The sequence below is a fragment of the Pseudomonas sp. P5_A2_2 genome, from assembly GCF_054177685.1.
The window spans coordinates 1-1,521 of the sequence record NZ_JBGCUL010001034.1; the positions used below are offsets into that span (position 1 = coordinate 1).

A 1,521-nucleotide genomic window follows, 5' to 3' on the forward strand; every position below is an offset into this window, starting at 1 on the left:
GGTAGTTGCCGCGCGCCGAATTGATCCTGATAAGCGAGCGAGTGCAGTAGATTTCGTCAACCGAGTCAACTGGCTCTTCGAGACGTGGGATCTTGAGGAAATGATCAGTTCCTTTACGGCCGACGCAAAGGTCATACATTTCAAGGGTGAAGTTAGCGGTGGACCCAACATCCGCCATTTCCTCACCGAAATCTATCCCTATCTGGTTCCAGGAGTCAGTCGTTGCGGCTTGGGCCACATTGTTGATGAAGAAGAAAACGGGCTCGTTGCAGTCCGATATCACAACCTTCTTGTGCGCTATGCGGTTCCGGAAGATGCTCCGAAAATGAGCGACGGCGAGCTGACTGAGAGCGATTACCTACCGATGATCTGGATGTATTCTCCGATGCTTGATCGACTTCGCGAGACCGATAACGGCTGGAAGATCGCCGAGCGCTACATAGGCGGCTCAACGACGAATCGCCGACTGACACCGCCAGATATTTCCGCCACCGCTATACGACCTTTCTTGCCTGGTGCTTAAAGAGCTCTAAGGGCTGGTTGCTTGGGCTGTTCAACACTGGACAACCCAATGGCACCGCTGTCTCCCCAACCCCGCGTCTTGAGGTTGTGCGTGCCTGACCAGATCGCGCGCGACGGAACGCACGATGAACACAGTTATAGAACTGTACGGAGCCCAAACCGGCAGCTGCAATCGCGCTGGAAGAAGCAGGCGTGCCATACACGGCACGTCTGCTGAATCTGCGAGCACTTGAGCATCGCGCCCCGGCGTACCTGGCGCTGAACCCGGCCGGAAAGGTTCCTACCTTGGTCGACTCTACGTCGACAACAGTGCGAGTCATCAACCAAGCCAACGCGATCATACAGTTCGCTGACGCGTGGGCTCCGGGTCGGCTGGCGCCCGCACAGCCAGGGCCGGGGCGCGACAAAGTATTCGATCGCTACTTCTACTTCGTAACTGACGTTATTGCGCCTGGCCATGCGGCGTTCTTTCTGCGCAAAACTGGATTAGGAGATGCAGCCGCGGTGATCGATCTGCGCGCCTTCTCTGCCGATCCGAGGTGCAAAAGCATTTCTACCCCTTGGATTCGGTTGGTCGAACGCCATTCCACGCGGTTTATCGGATCTCCTTACAGCGGCGAGTGAAACACCGTACGCGAACGCGCGACTGAAGTTGGCACGAATCATCCAGAAACAGTCATTTTCTACAGCCAGAAATCCATAGACTGACCCTTAGCTGGTCCTGCCGGCGGACTACGAAGCCCCTGTGACGTAGTTGATCACTCGGTAATTCTCATTGCCTTTCTCTTCGAAACCGTAAGTGGCGACGAGCGCCACATTCCGCCAGCAATAGGAGCACTTATGATTTCCGGATGGCTCTCGACAGTTCTCGCCCGACGTAACATTCACTACGGCTSGGCCATGATTGCGGTCACTTTCCTAACCGCCCTGGTCAGCGCCGCATCGGTAGGCGCACCTGGTGTCTTCATCGTGCCAATGCAGATGGAGTTCTGCTGGAAC

At 55.9% G+C, this 1,521-nt stretch carries 1 protein-coding gene and 1 pseudogene; both read left to right on the forward strand.

What is annotated here, in order from left to right; translation table 11 throughout:
* Positions 1-523 (forward strand): nuclear transport factor 2 family protein (locus ACXRVY_RS28520; protein WP_458238894.1); only part of this gene is annotated, 523 nt, incomplete at its 5' end.
* Between the two features lie 124 nt (positions 524-647).
* A pseudogene (locus tag ACXRVY_RS28525) lies at positions 648-1,041 on the forward strand (glutathione S-transferase family protein); the annotation flags it as partial.
* Between the last annotated feature and the right edge of the window lie 480 nt (positions 1,042-1,521).